At 67.5% G+C, this 26399-nt stretch carries 26 protein-coding genes and 1 tRNA gene; 11 read left to right on the top strand and 16 right to left on the bottom strand.

The annotated features are described in order from the left end of the window. Window position 1 precedes the first annotated feature (1 nt). Window positions 2–262: a low temperature requirement protein A gene (locus OVA11_RS09220; protein WP_268067138.1), complete on the bottom strand. Its 261-nt coding sequence runs from the start codon at window positions 260–262 to the stop codon at window positions 2–4. Window positions 263–350: 88 nt separating this feature from the next. Here OVA11_RS09220 and pip point away from each other — a divergent pair, with 88 nt between their 5' ends. Continuing rightward, complete coding sequence (gene pip / locus OVA11_RS09215; RefSeq protein ID WP_268067137.1) at window positions 351–1340, top strand: prolyl aminopeptidase; 990 nt, start codon at window positions 351–353, stop codon at window positions 1338–1340. On the opposite strand, the gene OVA11_RS09210 is transcribed toward pip, so the two are convergent. The 4 genes from OVA11_RS09210 to glpK form a co-directional block, all read right to left on the bottom strand. Further along, window positions 1337–2170, bottom strand: a complete 834-nt coding sequence (locus OVA11_RS09210; protein ID WP_268067136.1) for an alpha/beta hydrolase — start codon at window positions 2168–2170, stop codon at window positions 1337–1339. The genes pip and OVA11_RS09210 overlap by 4 nt on opposite strands. Then, window positions 2167–3363 carry a Gfo/Idh/MocA family protein gene (locus OVA11_RS09205; RefSeq protein WP_268068932.1) on the bottom strand — a complete coding sequence of 399 codons (1197 nt, stop codon included), beginning with the start codon at window positions 3361–3363 and terminating at the stop codon, window positions 2167–2169. Before OVA11_RS09205 ends, OVA11_RS09210 begins: the two co-directional genes overlap by 4 nt. Next, entirely contained in the window at window positions 3270–4313 is a 1044-nt protein-coding gene (locus tag OVA11_RS09200; RefSeq protein ID WP_268067135.1) for an SMP-30/gluconolactonase/LRE family protein, read from the bottom strand. Before OVA11_RS09200 ends, OVA11_RS09205 begins: the two co-directional genes overlap by 94 nt. 70 nt (window positions 4314–4383) lie before the next feature. Further along, on the bottom strand, window positions 4384–5874 hold the full coding sequence (glpK, locus tag OVA11_RS09195) for a glycerol kinase GlpK (RefSeq protein ID WP_268067134.1): 1491 nt from the start codon (window positions 5872–5874) through the stop codon (window positions 4384–4386). Window positions 5875–6039: 165 nt separating this feature from the next. Here glpK and OVA11_RS09190 point away from each other — a divergent pair, with 165 nt between their 5' ends. The 3 genes from OVA11_RS09190 to OVA11_RS09180 all read left to right on the top strand — a co-directional run bounded on the left by OVA11_RS09190 (window position 6040) and on the right by OVA11_RS09180 (window position 8545). Then, complete coding sequence (locus OVA11_RS09190; RefSeq protein ID WP_268067133.1) at window positions 6040–7125, top strand: DUF2336 domain-containing protein; 1086 nt, start codon at window positions 6040–6042, stop codon at window positions 7123–7125. 31 nt (window positions 7126–7156) lie between these two features. Beyond that, the gene (locus OVA11_RS09185; RefSeq protein ID WP_062094082.1) at window positions 7157–7939 is read left to right on the top strand and encodes an NAD kinase; all 783 of its coding nucleotides are present in this window, start codon (window positions 7157–7159) and stop codon (window positions 7937–7939) included. Between the two features lie 117 nt (window positions 7940–8056). Beyond that, window positions 8057–8545, top strand: coding sequence for a hypothetical protein (locus tag OVA11_RS09180; protein ID WP_024265683.1), 489 nt, complete (start codon window positions 8057–8059; stop codon window positions 8543–8545). A gap of 112 nt (window positions 8546–8657) precedes the next feature. Here OVA11_RS09180 and OVA11_RS09175 read toward each other — a convergent pair whose 3' ends face one another. The 3 genes from OVA11_RS09175 to folD are packed head-to-tail and all read right to left on the bottom strand — an operon-like array spanning window position 8658 to window position 11333. Beyond that, window positions 8658–10064, bottom strand: coding sequence for a D-arabinono-1,4-lactone oxidase (locus OVA11_RS09175; protein ID WP_268067132.1), 1407 nt, complete (start codon window positions 10062–10064; stop codon window positions 8658–8660). Window positions 10065–10080: 16 nt separating this feature from the next. Further along, window positions 10081–10440, bottom strand: a complete 360-nt coding sequence (locus tag OVA11_RS09170; RefSeq protein ID WP_268067131.1) for a c-type cytochrome — start codon at window positions 10438–10440, stop codon at window positions 10081–10083. Beyond that, entirely contained in the window at window positions 10440–11333 is an 894-nt protein-coding gene (gene folD / locus OVA11_RS09165) for a bifunctional methylenetetrahydrofolate dehydrogenase/methenyltetrahydrofolate cyclohydrolase FolD (protein WP_268067130.1), read from the bottom strand. The genes OVA11_RS09170 and folD overlap by 1 nt, the downstream gene beginning before the upstream one ends. A gap of 108 nt (window positions 11334–11441) precedes the next feature. On the opposite strand from folD, the gene amaB reads away from it, so the two are divergent. After that, entirely contained in the window at window positions 11442–12965 is a 1524-nt protein-coding gene (amaB, locus tag OVA11_RS09160) for an L-piperidine-6-carboxylate dehydrogenase (RefSeq protein WP_268067129.1), read from the top strand. 3 nt (window positions 12966–12968) lie between these two features. Here amaB and OVA11_RS09155 read toward each other — a convergent pair whose 3' ends face one another. Continuing rightward, the gene (locus tag OVA11_RS09155) at window positions 12969–14222 is read right to left on the bottom strand and encodes a S41 family peptidase (RefSeq protein ID WP_268067128.1); all 1254 of its coding nucleotides are present in this window, start codon (window positions 14220–14222) and stop codon (window positions 12969–12971) included. A gap of 133 nt (window positions 14223–14355) precedes the next feature. Between OVA11_RS09155 and OVA11_RS09150 the strand changes: the two genes are divergently transcribed. The 3 genes from OVA11_RS09150 (at window position 14356) to arfB (ending at window position 15353) form a co-directional block, all read left to right on the top strand. Further along, window positions 14356–14430, top strand: a tRNA-Thr gene (locus tag OVA11_RS09150). 25 nt (window positions 14431–14455) lie between these two features. Further along, entirely contained in the window at window positions 14456–14917 is a 462-nt protein-coding gene (locus tag OVA11_RS09145; protein ID WP_268067127.1) for a YaiI/YqxD family protein, read from the top strand. A 4-nt stretch (window positions 14918–14921) separates the two neighbouring features. Beyond that, window positions 14922–15353, top strand: coding sequence for an alternative ribosome rescue aminoacyl-tRNA hydrolase ArfB (gene arfB / locus OVA11_RS09140; protein WP_010919096.1), 432 nt, complete (start codon window positions 14922–14924; stop codon window positions 15351–15353). Between the two features lie 7 nt (window positions 15354–15360). Here arfB and OVA11_RS09135 read toward each other — a convergent pair whose 3' ends face one another. The 3 genes from OVA11_RS09135 to OVA11_RS09125 all read right to left on the bottom strand — a co-directional run bounded on the left by OVA11_RS09135 (window position 15361) and on the right by OVA11_RS09125 (window position 16812). Further along, on the bottom strand, window positions 15361–15894 hold the full coding sequence (locus tag OVA11_RS09135) for a MarR family winged helix-turn-helix transcriptional regulator (RefSeq protein ID WP_268067126.1): 534 nt from the start codon (window positions 15892–15894) through the stop codon (window positions 15361–15363). A gap of 148 nt (window positions 15895–16042) precedes the next feature. After that, the gene (locus tag OVA11_RS09130) at window positions 16043–16252 is read right to left on the bottom strand and encodes a hypothetical protein (RefSeq protein WP_012640178.1); all 210 of its coding nucleotides are present in this window, start codon (window positions 16250–16252) and stop codon (window positions 16043–16045) included. A 56-nt stretch (window positions 16253–16308) separates the two neighbouring features. Further along, the gene (locus tag OVA11_RS09125; protein WP_268067125.1) at window positions 16309–16812 is read right to left on the bottom strand and encodes a GcrA family cell cycle regulator; all 504 of its coding nucleotides are present in this window, start codon (window positions 16810–16812) and stop codon (window positions 16309–16311) included. A gap of 280 nt (window positions 16813–17092) precedes the next feature. Between OVA11_RS09125 and OVA11_RS09120 the strand changes: the two genes are divergently transcribed. The 3 genes from OVA11_RS09120 (at window position 17093) to OVA11_RS09110 (ending at window position 18767) form a co-directional block, all read left to right on the top strand. Further along, window positions 17093–17599, top strand: coding sequence for a c-type cytochrome (locus OVA11_RS09120; RefSeq protein ID WP_268067124.1), 507 nt, complete (start codon window positions 17093–17095; stop codon window positions 17597–17599). Between the two features lie 83 nt (window positions 17600–17682). Continuing rightward, complete coding sequence (locus OVA11_RS09115) at window positions 17683–18414, top strand: nuclear transport factor 2 family protein (protein WP_268067123.1); 732 nt, start codon at window positions 17683–17685, stop codon at window positions 18412–18414. Beyond that, window positions 18411–18767 carry a nuclear transport factor 2 family protein gene (locus tag OVA11_RS09110; RefSeq protein WP_268067122.1) on the top strand — a complete coding sequence of 119 codons (357 nt, stop codon included), beginning with the start codon at window positions 18411–18413 and terminating at the stop codon, window positions 18765–18767. Before OVA11_RS09115 ends, OVA11_RS09110 begins: the two co-directional genes overlap by 4 nt. A 104-nt stretch (window positions 18768–18871) precedes the next feature. On the opposite strand, the gene OVA11_RS09105 is transcribed toward OVA11_RS09110, so the two are convergent. The 4 genes from OVA11_RS09105 to OVA11_RS09090 form a co-directional block, all read right to left on the bottom strand. Next, window positions 18872–21226 carry a transketolase gene (locus OVA11_RS09105; protein ID WP_268067121.1) on the bottom strand — a complete coding sequence of 785 codons (2355 nt, stop codon included), beginning with the start codon at window positions 21224–21226 and terminating at the stop codon, window positions 18872–18874. A 15-nt stretch (window positions 21227–21241) separates the two neighbouring features. Further along, a complete protein-coding gene (locus OVA11_RS09100) occupies window positions 21242–24385 on the bottom strand; it encodes an efflux RND transporter permease subunit (RefSeq protein WP_268067120.1) in 3144 nt (1047 codons plus the stop codon). Beyond that, the gene (locus OVA11_RS09095) at window positions 24385–25500 is read right to left on the bottom strand and encodes an efflux RND transporter periplasmic adaptor subunit (RefSeq protein WP_145991841.1); all 1116 of its coding nucleotides are present in this window, start codon (window positions 25498–25500) and stop codon (window positions 24385–24387) included. The genes OVA11_RS09100 and OVA11_RS09095 overlap by 1 nt, the downstream gene beginning before the upstream one ends. 118 nt (window positions 25501–25618) lie before the next feature. Then, on the bottom strand, window positions 25619–26368 hold the full coding sequence (locus OVA11_RS09090; protein ID WP_268067119.1) for a hypothetical protein: 750 nt from the start codon (window positions 26366–26368) through the stop codon (window positions 25619–25621). Window positions 26369–26399 lie beyond the last annotated feature (31 nt).

Raw genomic sequence — 26399 nt, 5'->3', positions numbered from 1 at the left:
GTCAGCGGCGGGCGTCGACCATCGCCTGGGCGCGGCGGCGCATGGCGGCGGCCAGCTGCAGCATGGCCAGGGCCGAGGTCTCGTCCCGCTCGGCCGCGCGCATCGAATAGACGTTGGCCATGGCGAACAGAGCCTCGACCCGGTCCACGCCCTCGGCCCCGAACATCTCGCCGATCTGCCGATCCAGCTCCGCCAGCTGGACCGGCTTGAGCATCGCCAGCAGCTCTTCGTCGGAATAGTCTTCGGGCGGAATCTGAGTCATGCGCGCAGCATACAGAACCCGACGAAACGCATGAACCCGGCGCGATCCGCCGTTCACAACGCCGCGCCGAACGCGCTAGGCTGAGGCCATGGATCGTTATGCCTCCGCAACCGCCATGAGTTCCGTCGGTCGCCGCAGCCTCTTCCGCGAGGTCGAGCCGTTTTCGTTCGGCTGGATGCCCACCAGCGGTCCGCACGAGATCTACTACGAAGAATGCGGCAACCCGCGCGGCAAGCCCTGCGTGATCCTGCACGGGGGACCGGGCGGCGCGGTCAACCCGACCATGCGCCGCTTCTTCGATCCGGCCAAATGGCGCATGGCCCTGTTCGACCAGCGGGGCTGTGGTCGCTCGCGCCCCAACGCCAGCCTGGACGACAACACGACCTGGAGCCTGATCGAGGATATCGAGCGTCTGCGCGAGCATCTGGGCGTCGAGAAATGGACCGTGTTCGGCGGCTCCTGGGGTTCGACCCTGGCCCTGGCCTACGCCATCAAGCATCCGGACCGCGTCGAGGGCCTCGTGCTCCGGGGCATCTTCCTGCTGACGGAGAAGGAGTTGCGCTGGTTCTATCAGGACGGCGCCTCGATGCTGTTTCCCGACGCCTGGGAACGCTTCCTGGCCCCGATCCCCGAGGACGAGCGCGGCGACCTGATGGCCGCCTATCATCGTCGGCTGGTCGCACCGGACCGCCGCGTCCAGCTCGAGGCCGCCGCCGCCTGGAGCCAGTGGGAGGGCGACACCATCTCGCTGCGCGGTCCCGAGGCGCGCCCGCCCAAGTTCAACGAGGAAGACTTCGCGATCGCCTTCGCGCGGATCGAGTGCCACTTCTTCACCAACAAGGGCTTCTTCGACGAGGACGACTGGATCCTCAAGAACATCGACCGCATCCGCGGTATCCCGGGCTGGATCGTCCAGGGCCGGTTCGACGTCGTCACGCCGCTCGACAGCGCCTGGCGCCTGCACAAGGCCTGGCCCGAGGCGCGCTTCGAGATCATCTGGGACGCGGGCCACGCCTCCACTGAGCCCGGCGTCATTGACGGCCTGGTTCGCGCCACGGAGGCGGCGCTGGTCAGCTAGCCCGCCTTCAGCCAACCGTTATCCGCGAGCCAGTCGAAAAGCCGATCCGGCCACGCCTTGAGCGCGGCCTTCTGGCTGCGCAGGCCCATGTTGAAGGCATGCCCGCCGGACTGGAACAGGTGGAACTCCACCGGAACCTTGGCGGCTCGGAACCTGTTCAGCAGCGCCACCGGCGGCGCCGAGCAGCATTCGTCGTCGTTTGCGACCACGATGAAGGCCGGCGGTGTGCCGGGCGGAACCGTTTCGGGCACGCCCAGCGGTCCGGGATAGACCAGCACCTGGAAATCGGGACGCGCGCTGACCGCATCGACGGCATCCGTCTTCGGATCGTTCGCCGCGCCCTGATAGACAGCGAGGTTCACCGCTTCGCCGCCGGCTGAGAAGCCCATGAGACCGATCCGCTTTGGATCGACGCCGAACGCGCCGGCGTGCGCCCGGACATAGCGCACGGCGCGGACCGCGTCCTGGCGGGCGTGATCGATCGTGTAGGGCGAGCCCTCCTCCCGGAAGAGACGGTACTTCACCACGAAGACCGCCACGCCCTTGGGGTTCATCACCTTGGCCACGTCCGCGCCTTCGGCGTTGATGACCAGGATCCGATGCCCGCCGCCCGGCAGCACGATCAAGGCAGCGCCGGTGGCGGTCTCCTTGGGCGGCAGATAGGCGGTGATCGAGGGATTGTTGACACTCTTGACCCAGTAGTCGGCCGCCTGCTCCGGGATCGCCTTGCGGCTCTCGAAGCCCGGCGCGCCGTTGGGCCATAGCGGGAGCTGCTGCGCCAGCGCCGCCGTCGGGGCCAGCAGAGCGGCGATCAGGAGGAGCGCCCTCACAGCTTGACCGTCCGCCCTTCGCGCGCGGCGCGGTAGATCGCTTCGATCACCCGGAGGTCCTTGAGACCCTCGTCACCGCCGACGATCGGCTCGCGGCCGGTGAAGATGCACTCGGACAGGTGATCCAGCTGGGCCGAGAACTGGTTCTTGGGCTGTGGCGCCGGTTCGCGCGGCGCAGGCGGACCGCCCAGCTGGGCCCGCATGGCCTGGCCCTGATAGCTGGTCGCCGGGTCGATCTCGACCCAGCCCTTGGGCCCGCTCACCCGATAGCGGTTGCAGTTGACGCTGTAGGCCGACACGCAGTTGGCCGTGGCGCCGGATGGGAAGAGGAGCTGGAAGTTGATGATGTCCTCGACCTCACCGAAGCGCGGATCGGATCGGTCCGTGGACTCCACGGCGTTGACGGCCACAGGCTCTTCGCCGGTCAGATAGCGCGCGGCGTTCAGGCTGTAGATGCCGATGTCCATCAGGCTGCCGCCGCCGGCCAGCGCCCTGTTCAGACGCCATTGCTTGGGATCGCCGATCGTGAAGCCGTGATCGGTGACCACCGTGCGCACCGGTCCGAGCGCGCCGTCGCGCACCAGCTTGATCGCTTCGATATTGTGGGCCTGGAAGCGGCTGCGATAGCCGATCATCAGCTTGCGGCCGGCCTTCTGGCAGGCTGCGATCATCGCCTCGCAGTCAGCGACCGTATTGGCCATCGGCTTTTCGCACATCACGTGCTTGCCGGCCCTGGCGGCCCGCTCGGTGAAGGAGCGGTGCAGACTGTTGGGCGTGATCACATAGACGATGTCGACATCGGGATTATCGATAATCCGGTCGAAGGTCTCGTAGCTGTAGCGGTGGGTCTCGGGGATCCCGTACTGCTCGCCGTAGGTCTTCAGCTTCTCGGGCGTGCCGCTGACCAGGGCGGCCAGGCGCGAGTGCTCACACTCGGCGAAGCGCGGCATGATGATGCGCGTGGCGTAGTAGCCCAGGCCCAGGATCGCATAGCCCAGCTTGCGGCCCGGCTGAGCGGCGAAGGCGCCGCGCGGCAGTCCGGCGACACCGGCCGCCAGGCCCGCAGCGAGCAGGCTTCTCTTGCTGATCGTTTCCATCGCTAGCGCCCCAGCCCCTTGGTCTTGGTGCGCACGCGCGCCACGAGATGGTTGGAGGTGATGAACAGCGTCCCGCCGTCCTCGCCGAACACGCAGTTGGCTGCTGGAAAGCCGGTCTCGATCACGCCCAGCAGCTTGGCGTCCGGCGTCAGGATCATGATGCCGCCAGGGCCACTGGCGAAGAGCCGTCCCTGGGCGTCGATCTTCATACCGTCCGGAAGGCCGGGCCCGCCGGCCTTGAGCAGGTCAGAGGCGTCGAAGAACACCCGTGAAGCGGTCGGCAGCCCGTCAGCGCCCAGGTCATAGGCCATGATCACGGGACGCTTGGGATCGGAGATGGCGACGTACAGGCGTCGGCCGTCCGGCGACAGGCCCACCCCGTTGGGGAAGCTCAGCGAACCGTCGACCAAAGCGACCTCGCCGTTCGGCCGCAGCAGGTAGACGCCGTTGAAGACCTGCTCCTTGGCCGGCGAGGCGTCCATCCCTTCCAGGCCATAGGGCGGATCGGTGAAATAGAGCGAGCCCTTCAGCGGTCCGTGACGAACCTCGACCAGGTCGTTGGGACTGTTGAACTTCTTGCCGTTGAAGGTCGTGGCCAGCAGCGTCTTCTTGCGGGTCACAAGATCGATCCGCGCCACGGCGCGGTTGCCGCAGTCACAGACCAGCAGCTCACCCGCCGTGCTGATGATCGCGCCATTGGTGCCGGCCTCGCGGAAGATCTTGGTCGGCGGACCATCATAGCCTGAGGGGCGCAGGAAATCGGTCTTGCCGCCCTTGGCGTCCCACCGGTGCATGACGTTGCCGGGCACGTCGGAGAACAGCAGATAATTTCCGTCAGCGACCCAGGCGGGCCCCTCGGCCCAGGTGATCCCGTCGGTCAACTGCTCGATCGGCGCGTTCGCGTCGACAACCGCATCCAAGTCCGGCGACAACCGGCGGATCCGGCCGATCCTGGGGTAGCCGGCGTCTCCAGCCTGGACCGCAAACCCTTGCGCCCCGGCGATCAGGGCGACACCTGCGCCGAGCATGGCGCGTCGAGTGGTCATGGCGGCCTCCGCTAATGATTATTTGCGGGCTAGAGACCATGACAGCGATGTCACCGCAACCGGCGATCGACTAAAGTCGAACGCGCGGCACCGCGTCGAGCCAACGGGCGTAGGCGGCTTCCCGCACATGATCGTCCATCGCCGGCGCCAGGGTCTCAGTGGCGGGACTGGCTTCGGCGGCCTCTTCGATCGACCCGTAGAGACCCGCGCCGACGGCGGCGAACAACGCCGCCCCCAGGGCCGTGGTCTCCTGATAGCTGGCGCGGCGCACCGAGAGCCCTGTGAGGTCGGCCAGGCGCTGCGAGAACCAGGCGCTCTTGGCCATACCGCCATCGATCCGCAGTTGCGCCGCCTCGCCAAAGGCCATGGGCGCATCGGCGCGCATAGCCTCGATCAGGTCGCGGCTCTGCAGCGCACAGGCGTCGAAGGTGGCGGCGGCGATCTCGGGTAGTCCCGCATCGCGCGTCAGACCGAAGATCCCGCCCCGCGCCTCGGCGTCCCACCAGGGGGCGCCAAGACCCGTGAACGCGGGAACTACCACCACCGCGTGATCCGGCTTGGCCGCCAGGGCCAGCGCCTCGGCGGCGCGGGGACCGCCCGTGATTCCGAGCCCCTCGCCCAGCCACTGGATCGCCGCGCCTGCAACGAAGATCGACCCTTCCAGCGCGTATGTGGTCTTGCCGCCGACCCGCGCCGCGACGGTGGTCAAGAGGCGCGCCCGCGAGGCGGCACGGTCGGTTCCTGTATTGATCAGCATGAAGCAGCCGGTGCCGTAGGTGGCCTTCATCTGCCCCGGCGACACGCACCCCTGCCCCATCAGCGCCGCCTGCTGGTCGCCCGCCACGCCACGGATCGGAACCTCGCGGCCCAGTATATCGGCCTGCGTGGCCCCATAGTCGTCCACGCAGTCCAGCACCTTGGGCAAGATCGCCAAGGGCACGTCGAACAGCGCCAGCATGGCGTCCGACCAGGCTTGCGCGCCGATGTCGAACAGCAGGGTACGCGAGGCGTTGGTGGCGTCGGTCGCGTGGACGGCCCCGCCCGTCAGGCGCCAGATCACCCAGCAGTCCATGGTTCCGCACAGCAGCTCGCCCGCCTCGGCCCGCGCCCGCGCGCCTGGAACCTTGTCGAGGATCCAGGCGATCTTGGTCGCCGAGAAATAGGGGTCCAGCAGCAGGCCGGTGACCTCGGTGACCCTCGGCTCGTGCCCCTCGGCCTTGAGGCGGGCGCAGACGTCAGCGGTGCGGCGATCCTGCCAGACGATGGCTGGATGGATCGGACGGCCCGTAGCCCGATCCCAGACGACCACGGTCTCGCGCTGGTTGGTGACGCCGATCGCAGCGATGTCCGCCATCCGCCCGGAGGCCTCGGTGACCTCGCGCAGCACAGCGACGGCGGCGGCGTAGATCTCCTCGGCGTCATGCTCGACCCAGCCGTCGGCCGGATAGCTCTGACGCAGAGGACGCGAAGCGTCACCCAGGGCCGTCCCCGCCCGATCGAACAGGATGGCGCGCGTGCTGGTGGTGCCCTGGTCCAGGGCCAGGATCAGGTCTTGCGCCATCGACAGTTCCTCCACTCAAGCTTGCGACATCTCGACGCGTAACAGCGCATCGGCGTCTTTGCCCTGTTTAAGCATGTTTTCATTTGAGGGCCGCAAGGTCATCCTTAACGGACCTTCCGGATTCGAGGAGGCGGAGCCATTCAGACCGTCGAGATCGCTTCGCTGATGACGCTGGCGCGCAGTCGCGACCCCGGCGATCGGGAGCGGCTGCTCAGCGGTATCATTGACCTGTGCGAGGCGGGCCAGGCGCGTGGCGAGCCGACCCATCCCGACATCCAGGCCCTGCTGAACTCGATCTTCATGACCCTGGTGGTCGAGACCGAGCGCGATATCCGCCGACGTCTGTCCGAGCGGCTGGCCGACGCGGACTGGGCCCCGTCCGCCCTGATCAACATCATGGCGCTGGATGAGATCGAGATCGCGCGCCCGATCATCGCCCGCAGCCCCGTCCTGCAGGACCACGATCTGATCCGCCTTCTGGTTCAGGCCACGCTGGAGCATCAGATCGAGATCGCCCGTCGGCCGAATCTGAAGGCGCCGGTCGTTGAGGCGATTATCAGCCGTGACGAACCGGCGGTGATGACCGCCCTGGCGTCCAACGACACCGCAGAAATCTCGCCCGACGCCATGAGCCGGCTGGTCAATCGTTCGCGCGACGTGGTCGCGCTGCGGTCGCCGTTGGCCCGGCACCCGAAACTCTCCAGCGATCTGGCCGAGCAGCTCTATCTTCTGGTCGGACGGGCTCTTCGCGATGCGCTGACCGCGCGCTTCCAGCTCGACACAGCGCGCATGCAGGCCGCCGTCGACGAAGCGCTGCGCGCCGCCCACAAGGGCGAAAGCGATGTCGCTGTCGGACCTGTCGAAGGCGATGAGGACCGCGAGGAAATGGAGCGGGCCTTGATCGAGAAGCTCGATTCCGCTGGCCAACTCCGTCCAGGCTATCTTCTGCGCGTGCTGCGAGAAGGGCGTCTCCAGCTGTTTGTCATGGCCCTGGCGCGGCTGGGCAAGTTCGAGCCGGGCCAGATCCGGCGCGCCATCGACACCAGCCGGCCTGAACTCCTGGCCCTGGCCTGTTCGGCTGTCGGAATCGATCGGAGCGTCTTTCCGACGATCCTGGAGCATGTGCGCCAGCTGAACGGCGGGCGTCCCGGTGGCGGCGACGAGGGCGTGCGCCGCGCGGCCAGCGCCTTTGGCCCCTTCACGCCAGACATTGCAGGCATGGCGTTCCGGCAGGCCGTCGGACAGGTTTGACAAGACCACGGCCTTCCCGCCTCTTGGCCGCATGTACCAGCCGCAACCGTTCGTGACTCGCCTGGCGTTCAAGTCCAGCGACCGCCCCGAAGCCCAGGAAGCCCGGGAACGACTCGCGGCGCGCTACGGCGATGTCGGCGCGGAGAACGCGCAGGTGATCGTCGCCCTCGGCGGCGACGGCTTCATGCTGGAAAGTCTGCACGAGGCGATCGCCAGCCAGACCCCGATCTATGGGATGAACCGCGGCTCGGTCGGCTTTCTGATGAACGAGTACAGCGAGGACGGCCTGCTGGAGCGGATCAACGCCGCCGAGCGCGCCGTCATCCATCCGCTCGCCATGGTCGCCATCGACGCGCGCCGGACCCAGCATCGGGCGCTGGCGATCAACGAGGTCTCCCTGCTGCGCCAGACCCGGCAGACCGCCAAACTGCGGATCTCCATCGACGGCAAGGTGCGGATGGGGGAACTGGTCTGCGACGGCGCTCTGCTGGCGACGCCGGCCGGCTCGACCGCCTACAACCTGTCAGCCCACGGTCCGATCATCCCGATCGACGGGCGCGTGCTGGCCCTGACCCCGATCAGCGCCTTCCGTCCCCGCCGCTGGCGCGGGGCCTTGTTGCCGCAGTCCGCCCGGGTGACCTTCGAGATTCTCGAGGCGGACAAGCGCCCGGTCAGCGCGGTGGCGGACAACTTCGAGGTCCGCGACGTGATGGAGGTCCACATCTCCGAGGATCGCGGCACGTCCCTCGCCATGTTGTTCGACGCGGGCCGCAGCCTGGAAGAACGAGTTCTGGCCGAACAGTTCTCAGCTTAACCCGACGTCCAGAGCAGAACTGAGACGTTGGGTCGCACGAAAATGCAGGTCTCATGCAATGTTAACGCCTGCTATGTTAGCCGAACCCAACTTGTACCGCCGCTGGGGAGGCGAAGTGTGACCGAGAAGACCACCGCTGAGGTGATCCAGGTGCCGAACATGCTCAAGCTCAAGGTGGGCGGGCGTGGCGGCATCGACATGGCGGCCATCGCCAAGGCCGAGGCAGCGCTCAAGAGCCTTTCGGGCAACTTCGGCCAATGGCTGAACGATGAGATCGTCAAGCTGGAAGCCGCCCGCCAGGCCGTGAAGACCGAGGGCCTCAACGCCCAGACGGTCGAGACGCTCTATCTCCGGGCCCACGACCTGAAAGGTCTCGGCGCCACCTACGATTTCCCGTTGATCACCCGGCTGGCCGCTTCGCTGTGCAAGCTGATCGACGATCCGGACACGCGCCTGAAGGCGCCGATGTTCCTGGTCGACGCCCACATCGACGCGATCAAGGCCTGCGTGCGGGACGACATCAAGGTCGACACCCACCCGGTCGGCAAGGCCCTGAGCACCGAACTCGAAGCGCGGGTCGCCGAGTATCTCGGCGCCGCCGGCTAGAGCCTCGCGCGTCAAAACGGAGTCGTTTTGACGCGATAACGAGGCTCTAAATCAAATACTTAGAGCGTGACTTGCGCCGAAACCGGTTCCCACTTTCGGCGTCACGCTATTATCAGATCAGACCAAACAGGCCCTTGAGGTACGGGTTGAGCATCCGCGCCTCAGGGTCCAGGTCCTGGCGAACCTCCAGGAAATCCTTCCAGCGCGGATAGATCGCTTCCAGTTGCCGGCCGCGCAGCGTGTGGAGCTTGCCCCAGTGCGGACGCCCCTCGTAGCGACGGAAGATGGGCTCGATGAGCTCGTACAGGAAGGTGAAGTCGTCGCGGTAGTAGGCATGAACCGCCACGGACCCGCGCGGCGCGCCGTAGAAGGGCGAGAGCCAGGCGTCATCGGCCGCGATACGGCGGACCTCGATCGGGAAGAACACGTCGGGCCGTTCGGTCTCGATCGTCCGCATCACCTCTTCCAGGGCCTTGAGCTGGTTCTCGACCGGAAGATGGAACTCCATCTCGTTGAAGCGCACCGGACGTTCGGTCGAGAGCAGCTTCCAACCCTCGTCGACGGAGCTTTCAGGCTTGGCCGAGGACAGCAGCGCCTTGGCCGCCGCCTTGCGCAGCGGCGTGGCGAAGCCCAGCAGGTTCCGCAAGCCCCGCAACGCCTGCAGGAACTCCACGTCCTGGTCAGGCCCGCGCGCTTCAGCCGGATCGTCGGTCTCGTCGTGAGTGATGTTCACCGCCAGCCCGGTGAACGGGACAGCATAGAACTCGAAGTTGCGATGCTGGGCCCAGCGGCCGTCGGCCTTGGCCATGGCCTCCTCGAAGGGCTCCAGCCAGACGCGGCGACGCAGGCGGCGGTTGGCGCTGGTGCGCATCCGCACCTGGCTGATCACCCCCAGAGCGCCCATCGAAACCCGGGCGGCCTGGAAGATCTCGGGGTTGTTGCTGGCGTCAGCGTCGATGACCTTGCCCGAGGGCGTGACCAGCCGCAGGCCCGTCACGTCGCCGTGCATGGCCGGGATCTTGATTCCCGTGCCGTGGGTCGCCGTGCCCAGGGCGCCGCCCAGCGACTGCTTGTTGATGTCGGGCAGGTTGGCCAGAGCCCGGCCCTTCTCGGCCAGGAGCGGCCCCAAGGCGCCCAGGCGGGTGCCCGTGCGCACGATGGCCTCGTCGCCCTCCCAGCCGACAATCCCCGACATCGAGTCCAGCGAAACGAGCGTGCCGTCGGTCGGGGCCAGGGCCGTGAAGGAGTGGCCCGAGCCGACGGGACGGATCGGGGCTTGGGCGACTTTCAGCGCAGTGGCCAGTTCGCCCTCGTCCTTGGGCGCCAGGCGGGCGGCGGGATAGGCGTGCTGCACGCCCGACCAGTTGCGCCACAGCACCTTGCCCTGGGCGTTGACCGACGCCGGCGACGGCGGTTCGGGCTTGTCTCCGGTGGCCACCATATAGGCGGCGCCCGCGCCGCCGGCGACCACCGCCGCTCCCGTTCCGCCCGCGATCAGAGCCCCACGCCGCGAGATCATGCCGCCTCCCCGTGTTTTAAGACGCGGAGTCGTCTCGCCCCGCCATGAAGCGTATCAGGGCCTTGAAATCGTCCGGCGTGCAAGTCGCGCATTGGCCGGTGGCCGGCATGGCGTTGAAACCCTGGATGGTGTGATCCAGCAAAACCGCCTCGCCCTGCTTCCAGCGCGGGTCCCAGGCGGCGCGGTCCTGCACCAGCGGCGCGCCGGTCTCCGGGATGGCGTGACAGGCGTGGCACGAGGTCTCGTACAGGCTGGCCAGCCGCGCATCGGCCGGGCGCAGCGCCAGGGCCTGTTCAGGCGTGGGCGGCGGCGGGACCTTGGCCCCGCAAGCCGAAACGACGAGGGCGGCGACGACGAGAACCAGCCCCCTGCGCATCAGGCGATCCCCGACAGGCGTTTGGCCGCCGTCAGCGTATTGGCCAGCAAGCAAGCAATCGTCATCGGTCCAACGCCCCCCGGAACCGGCGTAATCGCGCCGGCGACCTCCCTAACCTCGTCGAAGGCGACGTCGCCGACAAGCCGGGTCTTGCCCGCGGCGGCGGCTTCCGGATCGCGGGCCGGGAAGCGGGTGATGCCGACATCGATGACCACGGCGCCCGGCTTGACCCAGTCGGCCTTGACCATCTCGGCGCGGCCGACGGCGGCCACGACGATGTCGGCCTGGCGCACGATCGAGGGCAGGTCCTGGCTGCGCGAGTGGGCGATGGTCACGGTGCAGTCGGCGGCCAGCAGCATCTGGGCCATAGGCTTGCCCATCAGGTTCGAGCGGCCGATCACCACGGCAGTCTTGCCCTTCAGGTCGCCGATGGCGTCCTTGATCAGCATCATGCAGCCGGTCGGCGTGCAGGGCGCCAAGGCCGGCAGGCCGCTGGCCAGGCGGCCGGCGTTGGTCACGGTCAGGCCGTCGACGTCCTTGTCGGGCGACAGGGCGGCCACGACGTCCATCTGGCTGATATGCGGCGGTACCGGGAACTGCACCAGCACGCCGTGGATCTTGGGATCGGCGTTCAGCTTGGCGACAACGGCCAGCAGTTCGTCCTGCGTGGTGGTTTCCGGCAGGCGGTGGGTCTCGGAGTACATGCCCGCCGCCGTGGTCTGCTCGCCCTTGTTGCGAACATAGACCTGGCTGGCCGGATCCTCGCCGACCAGCACGACGGCCAGGCCCGGCGTCACGCCATGCTCGGCCTTCAGGGCGGCGACCTCCTCGGCGATCGTGGCCCTCAGATCGGCCGCGAAGGCCTTGCCGTCGATGAGTTTCGCCTGCGCCATGGGGGTTCTCCTGCGTTGCCCGTCCCTAGCCTCTGGGCGCGAGACTCGCAACGGCGCACGGTCGCCTGGGGGCTTGACCGCCTTCCCGCCCCGGCGTGTCCTCGCGCCATGACTCACGCCTTCCCGACTCCCGCCGCCCATGCCCGCGAGATCCTGGCCAAGCTGGGCGCGCCGCCGCTGCCCGCCGACGCAGGAGAGCCCGTGCGCGGCCCGATTGACGGCGCCATCCTGGCCCACGTCGGCTTCGACGACGCCCGGCAGATCGAGGCCAAGGTCGCCGCCGCCGGCCGCGCCTTCGCCGATTGGCGCGTCATCCCCGCCCCGCGTCGCGGCGAACTGGTGCGGCTGTTTGGCGAAGAGCTGCGCGCGGCCAAGGCCGATCTGGCCGCCCTCGTCACCCTGGAGGCCGGCAAGATCGCCTCCGAGGCGGCCGGCGAAGTCCAGGAGATGATCGACATCTGCGACTTCGCCGTGGGCCTGTCGCGCCAGCTGCACGGCCTGACTATCGCTTCGGAGCGTCCCGGCCACGCCATGCGCGAGACCTGGCATCCGCTGGGTCCGGTGGCGGTGATCAGCGCCTTCAACTTCCCCGTCGCCGTGTGGGCCTGGAACGCCTGCCTGGCCCTGGTCTGCGGCGATCCGGTGATCTGGAAGCCGTCCGAGAAGACCCCGCTGACGGCGCTGGCCACCCAGGCGATCCTGGAGCGCGCCCTCGCCCGTTTCGGCGACGCGCCCGAGGGCCTGTCGTCGGTGGTGCTGGGCGCCCGCGACGCCGGCGAGCGGCTGGCCCGCGATCCCCGCATCCCGCTGGTCAGCGCCACGGGCTCCACCCGCATGGGCCGGGCCGTGGCCCCGATGGTCGCCGAGCGCTTCGGCCGCTCGATCCTCGAGCTGGGCGGCAACAACGCCATGATCGTCGCCCCCTCGGCCGACCTGTCCCTGGCCTTGCGCGCCATCGTTTTCTCGGCGGCGGGCACGGCGGGCCAGCGCTGCACCAGCTTGCGCCGCCTGATCGTCCACGAGAGCCTGGTCGACAAGCTCGCCGACGCGGTCGAGACCGCCTTCCAGCGCCTGCCCGTCGGCGATCCGCGCGATCCCAAGACCCTGCTCGGCCCGCTGATCGACAAGGCCGCCTATGACGCCTTCATCGAGGCGATGAATCAGGTTCGCGCCGAGGGCGGAACTGTCGCCGGCGGCGAGCGGGTGCTGATCGACGAGCATCCGGACGCCTACTATGTGCGCCCCGCCCTCGCCCGCCTGTCCGCCCCCGCGCCGTGCATGCAACGCGAGACCTTCGCGCCCCTGCTGCACGTTGTTCCGTATACGGACTTCGAACAGGCGATCGCGATCCAGAACGACGTGCCTCAAGGCCTGTCGTCCTGCGTGATGACCAACGACGTCCGCGAGGCCGAGCGCTTCCTGTCCGCCGCCGGCAGCGACTGCGGCATCGCCAACGTCAATATCGGCCCCTCGGGCGCGGAGATCGGCGGCGCCTTCGGCGGCGAAAAGGAAACCGGCGGCGGCCGCGAGAGCGGCTCCGACAGCTGGAAACAGTACATGCGCCGCCAGACCGCGACGGTGAACTACTCCGGCGCCCTGCCCCTGGCGCAGGGGGTGCGGTTTGATCTGTAGGGGTTAGGGCCGCGCGCGTCCTTCAAGCAGAGCCTGCACGGCGGCCTCCAGCGGAAGGTCGCGACCGGCGCGGACCGCATCCAGAGTCTGGAGGACCGCAAGGTCGGGCTTCACGCCGACGCCTTCCAGGCGCTTGCCGTCTGGGGTCAGAACATCTGCGATGGCCACCTGCACGCTGCCCCCGCCGGGCAATGGAAAGTTGCGCGACATCAGGACCGCGCCCGCCGTCTGGCTCCCCACCAAGATGGCTCGCCGCTCGTGTTTCAAAGCAGCGGCTGTGACCTCCCCCGCACTACCCGTGGCCGGCCCCATCAGGACGACCAGCGCCCCATCGTAACGCGACGATGCGCGTTGGGTCTTTTCCAACCGCTCGCGACCTCGACTGACATTGCGTGCGACCACAACGCCCTCCGGAAGGAACAGGCCGGCGACCTTCCGCTCGACCCAGATCTTGCCTCCACCGTTACGGCGAAGATCCAAGACGAGACCCGAACGGGGCGCTTCCGTGAGATTATCACTTAGCCAATCGAGGCTGATGCTGTCGAACTTGTCGAAGCGCAGAACTCGGACGCCGCTCGGCAAGTCGATGCGCTGGCGCGGCGGCGGGTTCTCTCGATCCTCAACCTCAAACGCCAGGGCGCGCGGAGCCTGGCCCGGATTCACGACCGCCATGGTCGCGTGCGGACAGCCTCCGGAACGATGCGCAAGGGTCATCTTCCGCAGGAGATCGCCTGGCGCCAAGCCCGCCTGCTCGGCCGGCGAACCGCGTCTGACATCGGCGACAACGAGGGAAGTCTGCGCGCCTCGCCGCACCGTAGCGAGGTCGAAACCGTAGTCGATCCGCAGATAACGGCCGCCGCAACCGAAAGGCTTACTGGGTCCGTCCGGTCCAGCCGCGGCCGCAGGCTCTCGACTTTCAATTCTCTCCACGGGCGGCATGCCGATGTTCACATGCGAGGTCCCGACCCGGCTCATCATGTTCTGCAGGACATTGATGTAGAGCATCGTCTCACTGGGCATTTCCCGGACATGGGGCCGATAGACGTCGCGGATCTGGCGCCATCGCGCGTGGTCGAAGGCCGGATCGTAGTAGTGCTTGTCGACGATGCTCCAGGCTTGCTCGAAGATGCGCTCATAGCGGGCGATCCGCGCCGCCTCGGGATTCTGGCGCGCCCAGGCGACCTTCCAAGCCGCAGCGCCGAAACTGGCGACCAGCAAGACCGCCAGACCGGCGAGGATCCAAGGTCGCTTTCGCACGATCTCCACCCCGAGTTGAGCTTTCGGAGTACCACGCGTCAATCCACCCAACAAGACGCGAGCGGCGCGCGCCCCATTGCCCAGACGAACGCCTCTCGCTAAGGAAGACCCCCGTTCGGCCTCGCGCCGATCAGCCGGCTTAGCACAGCGGTAGTGCAGCGGTTTTGTAAACCGAAGGTCGGGGGTTCGATCCCCTCAGCCGGCACCATTTCCCTCGTCCAGGGTCTCGCGCGATGGTCGCCACGCTCTTCATCGACGCCGACGCCTGCCCCGTGAAGGACGAGGCCTACAAGGTCGCCGCCCGGCACGGGTTCAAGACCTTCGTGGTGTCCAACAGCTGGATCCGCGTGCCTCAGACGCCGGTGATCGAGCAGATCGTGGTCGACGCGGGTCCCGACGTCGCCGACGACTGGATCGCCGAGCGGTGCGGTCCGGGCGACGTGGTCGTCACCAACGACATTCCCCTGGCCGACCGCGTGCTGAAGGCCGGCGGGGCGGCCGTGGCCCCGAACGGGCGCGTGTTCAGCCCCGACATGATCGGCTCGGCCCTGGCCTCGCGTTCGATCGGCGAGCACCTGCGCTCGATGGGCGAGGTCACCAAGGGCCCGGCCGCCTTCGCCAACGCCGACCGCTCGCGGTTTCTGCAGGCGCTGGACCAGCTGGTGGTCAAGGCCAAGCGCGCGGTCCCTCGGTGATCGCATGCCCGCGATGATCGAGATCACGTCCTGGCTGCGGATCGACGAGGACGACCTGATCTGGAAGGCGACCCGCGCCTCAGGTCCCGGCGGCCAGCACGTCAACAAGACCTCGACCGCCATCGAGCTGCGCTTTGACGTGCGCAACTCGCCCTACCTGCCCGACGACGTGAAGGACCGCCTGACCGCGTTGGCCGGCAGCCGGATGACCCAGGACGGGGTGCTGGTGCTGTTCGCCCAAGGCTCGCGCTCGCAGGAAATGAACCGGCAGGACGCCCTGGACCGGCTGATCGACCTGATCCGCCGCGCGACCGAAAAGCCCAAGCCCCGCAAGGCGACCAAGCCCACCTATTCCAGCAAACTCAAGCGGCTGGAGACCAAGTCCAAGCGCGGGACGGTGAAGTCGGGACGCGGGCGGGTGAAATTCGACGACTAGCGACGGTTCAAGCCGTCTCCGGCGGCGCAGGCGCGCTGAAGGCGATGACGTCCTGCTTCCACTCGGGCTCGACGATCAGCCCGCCCAGCATCTTCTGCAGGTAGCGCGTCATGGTCGCCTGCTCCTCGGTGGTCAACTGGGCGCAGACCTCCTGGTTCAGCGGGCGGATTTCGCCGCGGATGCGGTCCAACAGGCTCCGGCCGGCGTCGGTCAGGCGGATCACGACGATGCGACGATCCCGCGCCGAAGCTTCACGCGCCACCAGGCCATCGGCGATCAGGCCGTCGATCGAGCGGGTCAGGGTGGTGCGGTCGGTGGCCGCCAGCTTGGCCAGCCGCGTCATCGACAGGTCACCAAAGCGCCGCAGCGAGATCATCGCCACCCACTTGGCGAACGAAAGGCCGTGCTTGGCCAGCAGATCGGCGGCCATGGCGCGGCGATGCTGCTCAGTCTGGTAAAGCAGATAGCTCAGATAGCTGGACAAAGGCAGCGCGTGATCATGCGCCGTCTCGGCGCGCTCGTCCCCGTCGCCTATTGTCATGTCCGCCCCCGCAAAACGGCGCTCTGTGTGTCACAAGGTTAACGGCCGTGCAATCGTCGGCGCCGATGGCGAAACGAAAAACCCCGCGAAAAGCTTCGCGGGGTCAGACGGCTTGACCTGCGGCTCGAGGGCGAAACGCAGCAGGGGCTCAGGCGGCGGCCCTGTTGCGGTGAAGACCGCGGGTCAACCAGTCGTCCGGATAGGTTTCCCGCACGGTGATCGACTTGAACTGGGTGACCGGGATTTCGGCGTGATCGCCGGGATTGAGGTCGCGCGACACCGAATGGCCGGCGAACTCTTCGATGATGGTGATCACTTGGCTGCTGCCGGCGGCGTTCTCGATCAGGACCATGTTCATGGGACGGCTCGTTACATCGAGGAAAAGGGGAAGAGGACGGATAGGCTTGGAAGGAGTCAGACCAGTCGGGGCTGGATCCGCTTTTCCTTCACGCCCTTGAGGGCCCAGGCCTCGAGGGCCTGACCACCGCTCAGCCGGCGGAAGGCGCCCTGGCTATGCTGCTCGCAGTAGGAGCCGCGCGCGCTGGCCTTGGGACGGCCGCAGAAGCCGAAGTCGTCATTCTCCGGATGGCCGATCGGCCAACGGCACGAGTGAGCGCCCAGGCCCAGGATGCCCGAGGTCGGCAGCAGGTCTTCCTCGATGCGCTCATAGCGCAGGGCGACACGGGGGGGGGCCACGTCGCGCGACGGACGCTGGCGGACCGAGATCCGGGACGGCGCGCGGGCCGTCGTGGCGCGCTGGCGCACGGGGGTTTCACGGACCGTGATGCCCAGACGGTGCACCTTGCCGATCACCGCGCTGCGGCTGACGCCGCCCAGTTGCCGCGCCACCTGGCTGGCGCTCAGGCCCTCCAGCCACAGCTTCTTCAGCGTCGCGGTCCGTTCTTCGCTCCAGTCCATGATCTTGCATCCAGCCCAGCCCGGAGCCAGCCCGCTCCGTGAGAAAAGGGGTAAGATTTATGGTTAACGACCGTCAAACGGTTATGTGCAGACCCACGTTTTGCAAGTTCACTTTTCGCCATGAGAATCACGTAGATACCAGCAATTGTCGCAGCCTTGCCGTAACCCCCACGCTTAAGGACCATTGTTACGTGACAAGCCTCAGACCCAGATTTTATAAGGGTTTGGAATGCGTCGCGGCGTCGCAGAACCTGCGGCGAAACGTCAGTCGAGGACCTCTATGCGCTCGTTGAACCTGGTCGCCGTCGCGGCCCTCTGTGTGATCGTTTCGGCCTGCTCGAAGGATGGCGGCAGTTCCAGCGAGGCTCCCGCCAACGCACCGACGCCGGCTGCAGCGCCCGCGCCCACCGACGCCGAGAGGGCCGCCGCCCTCGCCGCCCTGCCCGCGCCCTACAACACCGGCGACCTGTCCAACGGCCAGAGCAAGTTCGCGCTCTGCCGTTCGTGCCACACCATCACCGAAGGCGGACCGGACCTGACGGGCCCGAACCTCTACGGCGTGTTCGGGCGTAAGGCCGGCGGCAAGGAAGGCTACAGCTACTCCGACGCCGTCACGGCGGCGGGCTTCGTCTGGGACGCTGGTCAGCTCGACAAGTGGTTGGCCGATCCGCGCGGCTTCATGCCCGGCACCAAGATGACCTTCGCCGGCATCAAGGGCGAAAAGGACCGCATCGACCTGATCGCCTATCTGATGGTGGAAACGGGCTACAAGCCTCAGGCGAAATAGTCCGTGCGGCAATATTACACGCTCCCCGTCGGTCCGTTTTGGCGCATGGAAAAACTCCGCTCGGAGAACGTTGTTCGACGCCCATGACTCCCGACGAAGACCGGATCGCGCAGCTTTACGAGGCCTTCAACACCCGCGCCTTCGACCGTGTGATCGCCGGGATGACGTCCGACGTGTCCTGGCCCGACGAGGTCGAAGACCGCCGGCTTGAGGGCATCGACGCGGTGCGTGACTACTTTCAAACAACAACAGCTCCCGTGCGCATCCAGCACCAGCCGATCGCCCTGTTCACCCCGTCCCCGGGTCAGGTCGAAGTCCTGACGCGGCAGACCGTCGTTAGCGAACAGGACGGCTCGGTCTGGTCCAGCCAACGGGCGCGCCACCGTTTCACAATGCGCGATGGGTTGATCGCGCGTCTCGACAGCCAGCAAAACTACGTCGCGCTGACCTTCGAGGGCGTCGAACGCCTCCTGCAGCGACTATACGATGCGATCAACGCCCAGGATGTCGACGCGATCATGGCGTGCTACGCCCCCCATGCGCGTTTCCAGGACGAGCTGGAGGACGGCGAACTCAGCGGCGCCGAGGACATCCGGGCGCATTTCGAGCACCTGTTCGCGACGATGCAAGTGACCCTCGCCATCCGCGACTACGCTCTTCAGCCGGACGACTGGACCCGCGCCCGCTTGCAGGTCGAGGCGCGCGGGTTGAACGGGCATCTGTGGCAGGACGGCGGCGTCACGGTCTGGTACCGCCTTGAGAGCGGACGGATTGTCGAACAAGAGATCGACGACGGCGATGGAACGACGCGATGACCACGCTGCGCGAAGTGCTGGAAGAGGCCTTCGCCGTGTTCAACAGCTGCGAAGCCGCCGAACTACGCCGCTTCATCCATCCTGACGCGACCTGGCCGAACACGCTGGAGACCGGCGAGACTCTCATTGGCCAGAACGCCGTGCTTGCGCACTTCGCGCGCCTCTTCGCCACCCTCCGACCCAATATCCATCTGATCGAGGTGATCGAGGAGACGGACCAGTCCCTGACCGTCGAGGCCCAGTACGCCGTCGAGACTGAAGATGGTCAGGTCTGGTCGGACACCCGCGCGCGACTGACCTATCACTTCCGCGACGGCCTGCTGAGCGGCATGACGATCCTGAGCGGGTTCTAGAGCGTGAGGCCGAAAGTGGGAACCGGTTTCGGCCTCACGCTCTAAGTATCTGATTTAAAGCCTTTCTAACGCCTGAAATCGATTCCGATTTCAGGCTAAAGGCTCTAGGCCAGCAGATCCGCGCAGGCGTCCAGAACGGCGTCGGCGTCCAGCCGGTACTTGGCGTAGAGGTCAGGCAGGTCGCCCGATTGTCCGAAGGTCTCCAGCCCAAGCGCCCGGACCCGCTGCCCCCGCACCGACCCCAGCCACGACAGGGCCAGCGGCGCGCCGTCGGTCAAGGTCACCAGACCGGCGCCTTGCGCCAGCGGCGCCAGCAGGGTCTCGATCGTCGAGGTCCGCGCCCCCTCCCCCGTCCAGCGCGCCCGACCTGACGCGGTCCAGTCGCGGTGCAGCAGGTCGGCGGAGGTCACGGCCAGGAGGCCCGCCTCGGGCATGTCCTCGGCCAGCGCCTCGAACGCCGCCAGGGCCTCGGGCGCCAGGGCCCCGCTGTAGACGATCGCCAGCCGCGCGCCCGGCGCCGGGGCTCGCAGCCAATAGCCGCCATCGATCACGCCCTGCCGCCAGGCCTCGCCCGTCCGGTCCGGCTGGGGGATGACCCGGGTCGACAGGCGCAGATAGGTCGAGGCGCCGTCCTTGGCCTGGATACGGTCGAACGCGTGCGCCATCAGCACCGCCGTCTCGTCCGCAAACGCAGGCTCGTAGGTATCAAGGCCCGGCTGCGCCATGCCGATCACCGGCGCATTGATCGACTGGTGCGCCCCGCCTTCGGGCGCCAGCGTCAGACCGGACGGGGTCGCCACCAGCAGGAACCGGGCGTCCTGGTAGCAGGCGTAGTTCAGCGCATCGAGGCCCCGGGCGATGAACGGGTCATAGAGCGTGCCGACCGGAAAGAGCCGCTCGCCAAACAGCGGCTCGGTAAGGCCCAGCGCCGCCAGGGCGATGAACAGGTTGTTCTCGGCGATGCCCAGCTCCACGTGCTGGCCCGTCTCGGCCTTGGACCAGACCTGGGCCGAGGGGATGCGGCGACGTTTGAAGACATCGTCGTGCGCGCGACGCTGGAACACGCCGCGACGGTTCACAAAGCCGCCCAAGTTGGTCGAGACGGTGACGTCCGGCGAGGTCGTGACCACCCGGCCGGCGAACTCGTCCTTTCGCGCCGCGATCTCGAACATCACCTTGCCGAACGCGGCCTGGGTGGATTGATCACCGCCGCCAGCGACAGCGGCCAGCAGCTCGCCGGCGCTGGGCGTCGGAATCTGCGGCGCCAGGTGATTGCGCTCGACCTCGGCGGCGAACGGCGCGCGCGCGACCAGGCCCTTGATCGCGGTGCGCTCGGCGGCCGACAAACCCGACAGAGGGTCCCACTCCTCACCCTCGACCACGCCGAGACGCGCCCGCAGTTCGGCGATCTGGGCCGGGGTCATCAGACCCGCATGATTGTCCTTGTGGCCCTGGAACGGCAGCCGCAGGCCCTTGACGGTGTAGGCGATGAAGAAGCGCGGGCGATCATCCTGGCTGGCCTTCTCGAAAGCCTCCAGCAGCGTCTCAAGGCAGTGCCCGCCCAGCTCGGTCATCAGTTCGGCCAGGTCGACGTCCTTGTAGGCGGCGATCAGGGCCAAGGCCTCGGGGCTGTCGGCCAGGTCTGCGGTCAGCCGCTCGCGCCAGGCCGCGCCGCCCTGATAGGTCAGGGCCGAGAACAGGTCGTTGGGCGCGGTCTCGATCCAGGCCTGCAGCCTGTCGCCGCCCGGCCGGGCGAAGGCCTCGCGCTGACGCTTGGACCATTTCAGCGTCTCGACCGCCCAGCCGGCGGCCTCGAAGATCTCGCCATAGCGGGTGAACATCCGGTCCTGGGTGGTCGCGTCCAGGCTTTGGCGGTTGTAGTCGACGATCCACCAGGTGTTGCGGATGTCGTGCTTGCAGGCCTCGATCAGGGCTTCGTAGATATTGCCCTCGTCCAGCTCGGCGTCGCCCAGCAGCGAGATCATCCGGCCCATCTTCTCGGGCTTCACCGCCCCGCGGGCGGCCAGATAGTCCTGGGTCAACGAGGCGAAGGCGGTCATGGCCACGCCCAGACCCACCGAGCCGGTGGAGAAATCGACGTCGTCGACGTCCTTGGTGCGCGACGGATAGGACTGCGCGCCGCCCAGGGCCCGGAAGCGCTTGAGGTTGTCCAGGCTCTGGCGACCGAACAGGTGTTGGATGGCGTGGAAGACCGGGCTGGCGTGCGGCTTGACCGCAACCCGGTCCTGCGGACGCAACGCCTTCATGTAGAGCGCGGTCATGATGGTGGTCAGCGAGGCGCTGGACGCCTGGTGGCCGCCGACCTTCAAGCCGTCCCGGCTTTCGCGGAGATGGTTGGCGTTGTGGATGGTCCACGCCGCCAACCAGAGAATCCGTTCCTCGAGACGCCGAAGCAGCGCGATTTCCTGCCGCTTGGCCGTCAGAGCGCCATCAGGCATGCTTCCTCACCCGGTTTATGCGGGTGAGGTTTGCCCCTCACCCGACTTTTCCTGGGCTTCATACGCTTCGATCTGCCGCGCCGTCCACTCCGGCGACTTCGTGAAGCGCGCCAGGAGGTCGTAGAAGACGGGAACGATGAACAGCGTCAGCAGGGTGGCGAAGATCGCGCCGGTGAAGATCACCGCCCCGATCGTCTGGCGGCTGCCCGCACCCGCGCCCGCCCACAGCATCAGCGGCAGAGCGCCCATGGCGGCCGAGACCGAGGTCATGATGATCGGACGCAGACGCAGGGCCGCCGCCTCGATCACCGCCTCGCGGACGGTCAGGCCTTCGTCGCGCAGCTGGTTGGCGAACTCGACGATCAGGATGCCGTTCTTTGTGGCGATGCCGATCAGGATGATCAGGCCGATCTGGCTGTAGGTGTTGATGGTCGAGCCTGTCATCAGCAGGCCGAACAGGCCGCCCAGCGCCGCGAGCGGCACGGTCAGCATGATCACCGCCGGGTGAATCCAGCTCTCGAACTGCGCGGCCAGCACCAGGAAGACCAGCAGCAGGGCCAGGCCAAAGGCGATGGCGATACCGCCGGAGCCTTCCAGATAGTCCTTGGCCTGGCCGCCCCACTTGATGCTGACGCCCGGCGCGGGATGCTGCGCCGCCTGGTCCTTGAAGAACGCGACGGCGTCCTCGACCGTGTAGCCGGGGTTCAACTGAGCGGTCAGGGTCACCGAGCGCAGCCGGTCCACCCGCGGACGATCCGGCGTGTCGCCTCGCAGTTCGGTGGTCACCACGGTGGACAGCGGCACAATCGCGCCGGTGTTGGTGCGCACGTTCAGGCGGTTCAGATCCTCGATGCTCCGACGCTGATCCAGATTGGTCTGCAGGATGACATCGTACTCCTGGCCGCTCTTGATGTAGGTCGTAGCCCGGCGCGAGCCGAACATGGTTTCCAGCGCGCGGCCGACCGACTGGGCCGAGACCCCTAGCGTCGCGGCCTTGTCGAGATCGATCTGCACCAACAGACGCGGCGCAGTCGGCTCATAGTCCAGACGCGGACGCGCCAGACCCGGATTGTCCTGAGCCTCGGCCAGGATCGGCTTCAGCCAGTTGGCCAGTTGAACATAGTCGTTACCGACCGCGATGATGTCGACATTGGTGCCGCCCCCGCCGCCCCCGCCGCCGCCCCGCTGGAAGGGACCACGTACGCTGGCCACGGCGCGAACGCTGGTGAACCTGGAAAGCTCCTTGTTCAGCTCGGCCGCGACTTCGTCGGCGGTCTTGTCGCGCTCGCCCCAGGGCTTCAGCGCAACGACGCCGTTGGCGCTGTTGAACGAGTTCCCGCCAAAGCGCGGGATGGTCATGATGGTGCGCTCGGAAACTCCGGCCTCACGGTACTTGTCGAGCACCTTTTCGATCTTCAGCGCGATGGCCGAGGTGTAGTCGTAGCCCGCGCCTTCCGCCGCCGAGATCGAGACATCCACCCGGCCCCGGTCTTCGGCCGGCACCAGCTCCTTGGGCAGGCTGACGAACAGCAGCGCGGCGAAGCCCGCCAGCAGGACCACCAGCACGCCGGAAGCGGCCGCAGACCATCCGCCTAGGATCTGCTCCAGCGAGGCGCGATAGGACGCGCTCAAGGCGCCCATGGTCTTGTTGACGCGTCGCGCCAGCCAGCCTTCGCCGTGGGCGGGCCGCAGCAGCTTGGACGCCATCATCGGCGACAGCGACAGCGCCAGCAGGGCCGAGAAGGCGACGGCGGCGGCGATGGCCACAGCCAGCTCGACGAACAGGCGTCCGATATAGCCGGGCAGGAACATCAGCGGCGCGAAGACCGACACCAGCACGACGGTGGTGGCCACGACGGCGAAGAACACCTGACGCGTGCCGCGCTCGGCGGCGACCAGCGGCGGCTCACCCTCGTCCACCCGGCGCTGAATGTTCTCGACCACCACGATGGCGTCGTCGACCACCAGACCGACGGCAAGCACCAGCGCCAGCAGGGTCAGCAGGTTCAGCGAGAACCCGAGCGGGGCCAGGATGATGAAGGTCGACAGGATGCAGATCGGCGCGACGATCGACGGGATCAGCGCCGACCGCCAGCTGCCCAGGAACAGCAGGTTGACCAGCACCACCAGGCCGATCGAGAGCCCCATGGTGATCCACACTTCGTGAATCGCTTCGGCCGTGAACACCGAGTTGTCGACGGCGATCACCAACTTGGTGCCGGGCGGCAGGGTCTGGTTGATCGCCTCGACCTCGGCGCGGACGGCCTTGGAGATGGCCACGTCATTGGCCTGCGACTGGCGGGTCAGACCGATGCCGACCTGATCAATGCCGTTGCCGCGGAACAGACGCCGACGCTCATCGGGCCCTTCCTCGATCCGCGCCACGTCCCCAAGGCGCAGCACATAGCCCGAGCTGTTGGCGGCCCGCAGCGGCAGGCGCGCGAACTCCTCGGGACTGGCGTAGCTGCGCGCCACACGGATCGTGAAATCCTTGGCCGCGCTTTCCAACGAGCCGGCGGGCAACTCCAGGTTCTGGGCGTTGAGCGCGCTTTCGACATCGTCGACCGTGACACCGCGCGCGGCCATCTCGTTGGCGTCCAGCCAGATCCGCATCGCATAGATCTTGGCGCCGAACAGGTTGGCCTGGGCCACGCCGTCGACCGTCGACATCCGCTCGACCAGATAGCGGTCGGCGTAGTCGGCCAACTGCAGCGGGTTCAGCGTGGTCGAGGTCAGGTTCAGGATGATGATCGGCGCAGCGTCGGCGTTGGCCTTGGCGATCTGCGGCGGATCGGCCTGATCGGGCAGATTGCTGGTCACCCGGCTGACGGCGTCGCGCACGTCGTTGGCCGCCGCGTCGAGATCGCGGTCGAGGTTGAACGTGATGCTGATGTTCGAGCGGCCGTCGCGCGAACTGCTGTTGACGCGGTCGATGCCCTGGATGCCGGCGACCTGGCGCTCGATCACCTGGGTGATGCGCTCTTCGATGACTTCGGCCGAGGCGCCGCGATAGCTGGTCGAGACCGAGACCACCGGCGGATCGACGCTCGGCAGCTCACGGATCGGCAGCGAGGTGTAGGCCGCCAGACCAATGACACAGAGGATGATCGCCGCGACGGCGGCGAATACGGGGCGACGGACGGAAAGGTCGGACAGCATCAGCCGGCCTTGCGGTCAGCGCCGCCCTTGCCGTCCGGCTTCTGCCCACCGGGCTTGCCGCCGCCGATCGCTGCGCCGTCCTGGATGCGGTTGAGACCGTCGGCGACGATCTTGTCGCCCTTCTTCAGGCCCGAGCGGATTTCAACGAAACCCTCCTGGGTGATGCCGGTGGTCACGTCAGTGCGTCGGGCGATCATGCCCTTGGGCCCCTTGGTGATGACATAGACCGAGGCCTGCTCGCCCTCGAACTGCACGGCGGCTTCAGGCACGGCGACGCCGGTGCGCACGCCCTTGTCGATGGCGACCTTGACCAGCATGCCCGGCTTCAGGCGTCCGTTGGCGTTCGGAAACTCGGCGCGCGCCTTGATGGCGCGGGTCGTCGTATCGATGCGGGTGTCGAGTTGCGCGATCCGGCCCCGGAACGTCTCGCCGGGCAGCGCGTCCGGCTGGGCGTTGATCGGCAAGCCGATGCGCAGGGTTTCCAGGTAACGGTCGGGCACCGAGAAATCGACGCGGATCACCGAGGTGTCGTCCAGAGTGACGATCGCCGTGCCGGGGCTGATCAGCATGCCCGGCGCGACGTCCGAAATGCCAACCCGTCCGGCGAAGGGCGCGCGGATCACGCGGTCCAGCTTGTTGGCCCGGGCGGAGTCGACCACGGCCTTGGCGGTTTCGTAGGCGGCCAGGGATTGCTCGGCGGTGGCGCGCGGCGCGATCCCCTGATCAGCCAGGGTCTTCCAGCGCTTGTAGTCGCGCTCGGCCTGAGCCAGACGCGCCCGCGCCTCGGCGATTCCCGCGTCCTCGGCCTCGGCCTTGAGCTCGACCAGAACCTGACCGCGCGAGACGGCCTGACCGTCGGTGAAGCGCACCGCCGTGATCAGTTCGGCCGTGTTCGACGTGATGGTGACCGACTGGAGACCTTTGGCCGCACCCAGAACCTCGATACGATCCGTGAAAGGACGCTCGGCGACAACCGTCTGCGTGACACTGGTCGCGCGACCGCCGCCGCCGCCCGTGATCTCCTTCTTGGCGAAGGCCAGCTTGAAGCCTCCCACGCCCAGCATGAGGACCACAGCGGCCAGGGCCACGACGAGGAAGAAGTGCCTACGAATCAAGGAAAAGCTCCGGGCGCCGATGAAGCTCGACGGGGTGACAACGCGGCGAGATATGCGCGCAGCCTAAACCGGCGTCCAGTGACACCAGGATGACTGAGTGTTACAGGCCTGAAATACGCTACAGGTTGCGCCACAATGCGAGGACGACGCCTCGATCTCGGGCGGTCTCGCGCCCGGACAGCGTGCTTCGCCAACCGACCTGCGCACTCCACGGTCCGAAGGCGCGAACGACTGAAATCTCGCTCTTGAGCCAGCGCGAATCCGGACCTTTGCGGTCGGCGTGACCGGCATAGGTCTGGGCCAGAAGCAGGACCTTGCGGGTCGGGCGTAGGCCCAGGGTGACATCCAGCCGGTTCTCGTCCGCCAGGCCCTCTCGCCGAAGGCGGGCGGCCTGGACATCCAGATAGACCGGCTTGCCGCGCCAGGTGGCTGACCGCCCGTAAAGCACCCGGGCCTCCAGATCGAGGCTGCCCTGCCCCGGCGCGGCGTAGCCGGCGTTGCGCCCCTCACCCGCCTCGGCCGCCCCCAGATAGACCGACAGCGCTGATTGGTCGTCGCGTCGGACGGCCCAGCGAAGACCCAGCTCGACCGGTCCGCGCCCGGAATAATCCACCCATCGGTCCTTGCCGCGCGTGACCCCCGCCTTGGCTTGCAACGTCAGACGATCGGTCAGGCCGTGCTCGACAAAGACCGAAACCGCCTCATCGCGCCGCCGGTCTATATCGATCAAAACCCCTTGGGAATCAAAGCCCTGGTCGGCGCTCTGCCGCTCGTACTTGGTGATCACCTGGGTCTTGCCGGGCGCCACGGGCCAGGCCCCCGCGTTCGCTGCGCCCGCGCTCAGACACGAAAAAGCCGCCGCGATCACCAGGATCGCGGCGGCCTTTGCGAAGTCCGAA

This window comes from Caulobacter sp. SL161 (genome assembly GCF_026672375.1).
Taxonomy (GTDB): Bacteria; Pseudomonadota; Alphaproteobacteria; order Caulobacterales; family Caulobacteraceae; genus Caulobacter.
This window is presented reverse-complemented; position numbering and strand designations above follow the sequence as displayed.

Coding starts and splice junctions, on each gene's coding strand:
- OVA11_RS09200 (WP_268067135.1), bottom strand. CDS start 4,313: ATGACCACTCGACGCGCCATGCTCGGCGCAGGTGTCGCCCTGATCGCC.
- glpK (WP_268067134.1), bottom strand. CDS start 5,874: ATGGCGCAAGACCTGATCCTGGCCCTGGACCAGGGCACCACCAGCACG.
- pip (WP_268067137.1), top strand. CDS start 351: ATGGATCGTTATGCCTCCGCAACCGCCATGAGTTCCGTCGGTCGCCGC.
- OVA11_RS09105 (WP_268067121.1), bottom strand. CDS start 21,226: ATGCCTGATGGCGCTCTGACGGCCAAGCGGCAGGAAATCGCGCTGCTT.
- OVA11_RS09185 (WP_062094082.1), top strand. CDS start 7,157: ATGTACCAGCCGCAACCGTTCGTGACTCGCCTGGCGTTCAAGTCCAGC.
- OVA11_RS09110 (WP_268067122.1), top strand. CDS start 18,411: ATGACCACGCTGCGCGAAGTGCTGGAAGAGGCCTTCGCCGTGTTCAAC.
- OVA11_RS09125 (WP_268067125.1), bottom strand. CDS start 16,812: ATGGACTGGAGCGAAGAACGGACCGCGACGCTGAAGAAGCTGTGGCTG.
- OVA11_RS09135 (WP_268067126.1), bottom strand. CDS start 15,894: ATGACAATAGGCGACGGGGACGAGCGCGCCGAGACGGCGCATGATCAC.
- folD (WP_268067130.1), bottom strand. CDS start 11,333: ATGGCGCAGGCGAAACTCATCGACGGCAAGGCCTTCGCGGCCGATCTG.
- OVA11_RS09130 (WP_012640178.1), bottom strand. CDS start 16,252: ATGAACATGGTCCTGATCGAGAACGCCGCCGGCAGCAGCCAAGTGATC.
- OVA11_RS09190 (WP_268067133.1), top strand. CDS start 6,040: ATGACGCTGGCGCGCAGTCGCGACCCCGGCGATCGGGAGCGGCTGCTC.
- OVA11_RS09120 (WP_268067124.1), top strand. CDS start 17,093: ATGCGCTCGTTGAACCTGGTCGCCGTCGCGGCCCTCTGTGTGATCGTT.
- amaB (WP_268067129.1), top strand. CDS start 11,442: ATGACTCACGCCTTCCCGACTCCCGCCGCCCATGCCCGCGAGATCCTG.
- OVA11_RS09100 (WP_268067120.1), bottom strand. CDS start 24,385: ATGCTGTCCGACCTTTCCGTCCGTCGCCCCGTATTCGCCGCCGTCGCG.
- OVA11_RS09170 (WP_268067131.1), bottom strand. CDS start 10,440: ATGCGCAGGGGGCTGGTTCTCGTCGTCGCCGCCCTCGTCGTTTCGGCT.
- OVA11_RS09115 (WP_268067123.1), top strand. CDS start 17,683: ATGACTCCCGACGAAGACCGGATCGCGCAGCTTTACGAGGCCTTCAAC.
- OVA11_RS09220 (WP_268067138.1), bottom strand. CDS start 262: ATGACTCAGATTCCGCCCGAAGACTATTCCGACGAAGAGCTGCTGGCG.
- arfB (WP_010919096.1), top strand. CDS start 14,922: ATGCCCGCGATGATCGAGATCACGTCCTGGCTGCGGATCGACGAGGAC.
- OVA11_RS09145 (WP_268067127.1), top strand. CDS start 14,456: ATGGTCGCCACGCTCTTCATCGACGCCGACGCCTGCCCCGTGAAGGAC.
- OVA11_RS09175 (WP_268067132.1), bottom strand. CDS start 10,064: ATGATCTCGCGGCGTGGGGCTCTGATCGCGGGCGGAACGGGAGCGGCG.